Below are 4,813 nucleotides of genomic sequence, written 5' to 3' on the forward strand. Positions count from 1 at the left end.
CCAATCGAGACATTCGTGCCGGGCGCAGCATGAGGCGGCATCCAGAGCACTAAGGGTGGGTTCCGGTCATTCGCCGCAGGTGCGAGAAGCTTGAACGAGCTCGCACAAAGCAGACTCCCGATAATCTATACCTTTTTAGAAACTTCGCCTTCAACGATGCACTTTAAGGTGGAGTATTAAGGTTGCCATGAACCACACTTGAAAGGTACTGATCAGGGCAATCGGCCTTATGCAAATCAGGCTCAATGCATCTAATTATTATTTGAGGTTTTTCGTTGGAGCATAAATCATATTTTGATGATTTCCTAAACGACGTGGTGAACATTGATCAGGGTCGTTTGGACTCTCTTGATACCAGCATTACAGCGATTCAGAATTGTATTCTGGGATCAGACTATGACACAAAAGTACGTTTCTTTCGGAAGCAGGGGTCCCTCGCTCACAATACCATTATTCGGCCTTTGGCTGGTAAGGAGTTTGATGCTGACGGAACCGGATAACTTGTTGTCCCGCAAGCCGTAAGAAGTAGGACCAAAGAGAAAATGAGAAAATTCTGAATTTTTGGAAATTTCATTTCGAATCTCTTTCCTGGCAGGGCTAATATGCAGTTGGCTTTGCAAGAGTGCTGGATCATCCAAATAACCTGTGATGATGCTACACGCTTTGTGACAATCCGTGAGTATGAAATTCCATCATTGTTCCACAGAACGCAGTTGCTTTGCTTCCCAGCCCTTTCGAAAAGGCGCGTCTAATGTGTTTTGTTTCCGGGACGGTCACTAAAAAGGCACTTGAGCGCGACACTGAGGCACACGGCGGGAATGTCCGCACTGCAGACTTTGGTGCAACCCGCGGAGAATGGCGGCATTCCGCCCTTTGTGCTCGATATACCGCTTCATGCTGCACCCAGCACGAATGTCGTAGAAGGGCTGACTACTGCCGTTAGACGCGATCACTACCAACGGCAGCTCTGCTCAGTTTTCGCACTTTGCAAAGTCGGGATCACTGTATTTCCAGGCAGCGCGCGAACGGCTCAAAACCGGCTCTGGCGAATGACGTGATGTTTACAAAGATCCAGTTACTGCAAGAGGATCAAAGGCTTCAAAAAAGGGAGGTCATGTTGTGATGGAAACGGATCGCAGTAAATTTATGGCCCGACCACAAGACAATATCCCACTCGGACATGATGCGTGAAAACTGTATTATTGGATGGCGAAGTAGTATGTCGCCACAGTTTCGAATCCATTCCCAACCGCGTTGGCCTGACCGCATGATTGCAAACGCATCGAAGTCGCTTCTTACCGGGGGGGCTTCTAGCCGAACTCCCGCTCAGTATGGGTTGGCAATCTTCCCGCCCTGGCTGATGCGCGCAAATTCTCTTTTGGCGATCCGCGTCGCAACGACAAGAACCTCAGCTCAAAGTTTCTGATCTGCTGAAACCGTGTCGCCAATCTCCAGCCGAATAATCAAAAGCTAGGTTTTTGATGAATTCAGCAGATCAAACCCCTTTGGCGACAATCAGCATTTAATCTGGTTGATGATATCTTTCGCAGTGATCTTTTCATCTTCGGCCAACATGAGCGCCTTGGACAGGATAACAGAAAGTCGGTTGTCCCCGTCAAATGGGAGCGCAATCTGGGCGGATTTGGAAACCCCTCCGGGCACGATGCAAAGATAGCGATCACCCGGTGACATCAAGATATTCGACGACCCAAGATGGATCTTGTAGGTGTTCATTTTTCCTTTAACTATCAGGAAGTTACCGTCGATATGGGCCACATCGCGGATCTTGAGACGCGGCAGCAGGGCTTCAAGCACTTGTTTCCGGGTCTCAGCAAATCCGTCAAGCTTACCGAAGGAATAGCTCGACCAGTAGTTTCGAGCTTCTGGTGTGGGCCCCTGATCAGCCCAGGCGGGATCATTGCCGACACTGGCAACCCCCACAAAAAGATCTGCCTCGCGCATTGTTTCGGACAATAGTCGCGGCGGCACGGTTTCCAGTTCTACGGACTCGCCATCGCGGACAAACCGCAACTGATCCGTGCCAACATAGAGATAGATGCCAGCCTCGTTCCAGTGCTCTTCGTCCCAATTTGTGTGCAGCAAGTATTCGGCTGACAGATCATTGGTGACAAAGCTCTTGTGCGCCCATTGATCATCAAGACCGTCGTCATAGGCACCCATCAGCTGATAACGCCATCCGCGCGCTGCCATCAGGGTGGCCATTTGGTGCTGTTTCAACATATGAGCGGCCATCCGGTTGGAATAGACACCAGTGTTTCTCTCAGCGTCGGTCAGCAGATAGACCTCGCGATAAGCCTGCTTGGTCGGTTGCACGATGTCCAGCTCGGCCAAACGTGCTCTCCAGGCCATTACCTCCTCAATGTTCCAATCTATAGGATGCCACAGGCGCGCCTGGGTCTGGTCGGTGGTCTTGACCTGCTTGCCGGTCACGTCTTGCCAAGTCCCGTCGCGCCAGATTGCACCAGCTGATACGCCATCCGTTTGCAAAGCCCAGATGAGCCGCTTGGCGATCACGCACATCAGGTTGTGGCTAACATAATATGTTTCGATCTCATCCAGAGACCATTCTAAGTCCTCGGCAAGAAGCCGATCAACTCGGTCACGCTGAGCGGTCAGCACTTTCTTCAGGGCGGCAACCTCGGCCTTGACCGAGTTGAATCTGGTTTTATGCGCAGCCTTTTCAGCCACGAATTTTGGCTTGGTCTTTTGTACACCGCCGTCCGGTTTAAGCCATGTTTGGATGACCTTGCCCGGCCCGTTTACGGTGATCTGCAGAGTGTAGTCATCAAAAGAAACAGTCTTTTCCCCTGCACTCAGCCCATAAGTTGGCACCACGCGCTCTTCTAGCTGGATCGTTGTGATCCCCGCCGCTTCGGCCTTATTTGCGACGATTGTGGCGACTTTCTTTTGCACGCTTTTCTGTTTGATCGCGGTGGACAATCGCGACAATCGGGCAGTTGCCTCGGTGCCTGGGGTGACTTCGAGATACCACAAACACGCATTTGCCGTGGCCTGTGCAGCCGGTCCGACACCAGGGATCTTTTTCATGGATTTTTCACAGAGATCAGCGACGAGGTTGACGGTTTTCGAATCCCGGAATCCATTGCAAATCCAGACAAGCCCTTTGAGCAACGTCGCGTTGGATTTCGTGAACACAGTCATTTCCACGAAGCTGTATTCATTCCCACCGTAGTTATGTGTCACAGTATTTTCGATCACTTTTGCCGATAAGGCGCGAGTGATCCACTCTTGCACATGGATACGGACACATTCTTTACCCAGTTGATCTTTGAGCGCCTTGGCCTCGGCTAGAAATTTTTTGGTCGGTTTGCCGCCATTGGCTGACGACGCGAGGTTGAAGACGCGATGCCATTTGTTGGCATCATCCGGTGTCAACGCGTTCAGTTCTGCTTCCAGTGGATCACCAAATTCGTCACCGGACAGTTTCTTGTAGGGCTGTACTTCCAGGTCAAAATCCTCTGCTTGACCTAAAAGGCCCTGGATACGGGTTTTGATTTTGGAAAAATCCGTGCCGTAGTAGCTCTCTTGACTCATTTCGCTCCAGGACAACATGGCCTTGAGTTGTTCTAACGCCTCACCTGACAATGCGGTCTTCTTGGCCTTGCGTTCGATCATTTGGATCATGAAAGCGATCGGCCAATCGCTTAGGGTTGATTGCGGACGGCTGCTTCTGCTCTGAGCGCGACTATATTCCTGTTTTAGCTGTCCTATCCAATCCAGCAATTCCTCTGGAGGGATTGGCAAAGTCGAACGCATCAGGGCAGTGAACACGGCGAAGCCGCGCCAGTGGGATCTGCTCCAACGCGAAGCTCCTTGGGCTGGTCGAATGATCTCAGCACGGCTCTTGAAAATAAACCGCGCCATCGCCGCGGCTTGCTCCGGATTCTTTTTGAGCACCTTGTAGGTTTCGCTGTCCGATGCCTTGTAGTCATAGTAAGGGCGTTCCTGCCCTGCCTCGCGGATTTCTTGATCGATCTTAAGCAGCAATGCGCCCAGTTCGGTTTCCGCCAAACTCTGCCCGCGCGTCACTTTGGGGATTTGGCCGTCAGCGTTGGCTCCACTACCCGCTGAGCCCCCCCCGAAGAGTTTCTTCAGAATGAACAAATGATTATCCCCCGATCAGCGGCGTTAGTTTGAGGAACGTGACAACAGTTTCCTTGGCGATCGTCACCTCCTCCTCCAGGCTTTCGAGCTGCTGGTCGTCAACGAGAAGAATGAAACTGTTAACTTCGAATGCTCGCAAGGCGCTTGCCACCTGGCTATCGGGGTCTAAGGAACGCCGCGTGACTGAGTTATTCAGAGCCCGCTCCTGTTTCTCAGGGGTGATGAGCCTTGGTGCGTCATTACCATCTTGATCAAGCAGCCGTTCATCGCATTCGGCCCGAACGCGTTCTGCAATCAATTGACCCGCTGTCAGCTTCTGCGCGCTGAGTATTAAAAGCAATTCGACCACTTCGGATCGTGGGAAGTTCTCATCCCTGATCGTGATTTTAAATTCGTCGGGTTGAAGCTGAAAAGACATTAAGAAATCTCCGAGTGCAATAGTCTGGCAAATCGGTTCCCAGATTAACCCTTAGAGTATTCTACTCAAGGGCGAATCGACCGGCGTAGCTTCACGACACATGTAGATTGGCCGTAAACAGTAGGATTGGCAGACTTCATTACTGCAACAGCAATTGCTGTCGAATGTCGGCATTGGGCTTATTCTGTTGAAAAACTCTTGTTGATTTAGGGATGTCTGACTGATTCAATTTCCTTATTGATATGAGAG

At 51.0% G+C, this 4,813-nt stretch carries 3 protein-coding genes; 1 reads left to right on the plus strand and 2 read right to left on the minus strand.

Annotated features, from left to right (window positions below; genetic code table 11):
* Positions 1–275: 275 nt before the first annotated feature.
* On the plus strand, positions 276–500 hold the full coding sequence (locus tag AC2T28_RS24835; protein WP_486751281.1) for an SMODS domain-containing nucleotidyltransferase: 225 nt from the start codon (positions 276–278) through the stop codon (positions 498–500).
* 1,015 nt (positions 501–1,515) lie between these two features.
* On the opposite strand, the gene AC2T28_RS24840 is transcribed toward AC2T28_RS24835, so the two are convergent.
* Both AC2T28_RS24840 and AC2T28_RS24845 read right to left on the minus strand, forming a co-directional pair.
* Positions 1,516–4,071: a DUF4132 domain-containing protein gene (locus AC2T28_RS24840; protein WP_486751282.1), complete on the minus strand. Its 2,556-nt coding sequence runs from the start codon at positions 4,069–4,071 to the stop codon at positions 1,516–1,518.
* 79 nt (positions 4,072–4,150) lie between these two features.
* Positions 4,151–4,564, minus strand: a complete 414-nt coding sequence (locus tag AC2T28_RS24845) for a hypothetical protein (protein ID WP_486751283.1) — start codon at positions 4,562–4,564, stop codon at positions 4,151–4,153.
* Between the last annotated feature and the right edge of the window lie 249 nt (positions 4,565–4,813).

Source organism: Parasedimentitalea nitratireducens, assembly GCF_057444295.1.

What these genes read in the sequence shown, in the direction of transcription:
- AC2T28_RS24845 (WP_486751283.1), bottom strand. Translation starts at nt 4,564, where the DNA reads ATGTCTTTTCAGCTTCAACCCGACGAATTTAAAATCACGATCAGGGAT.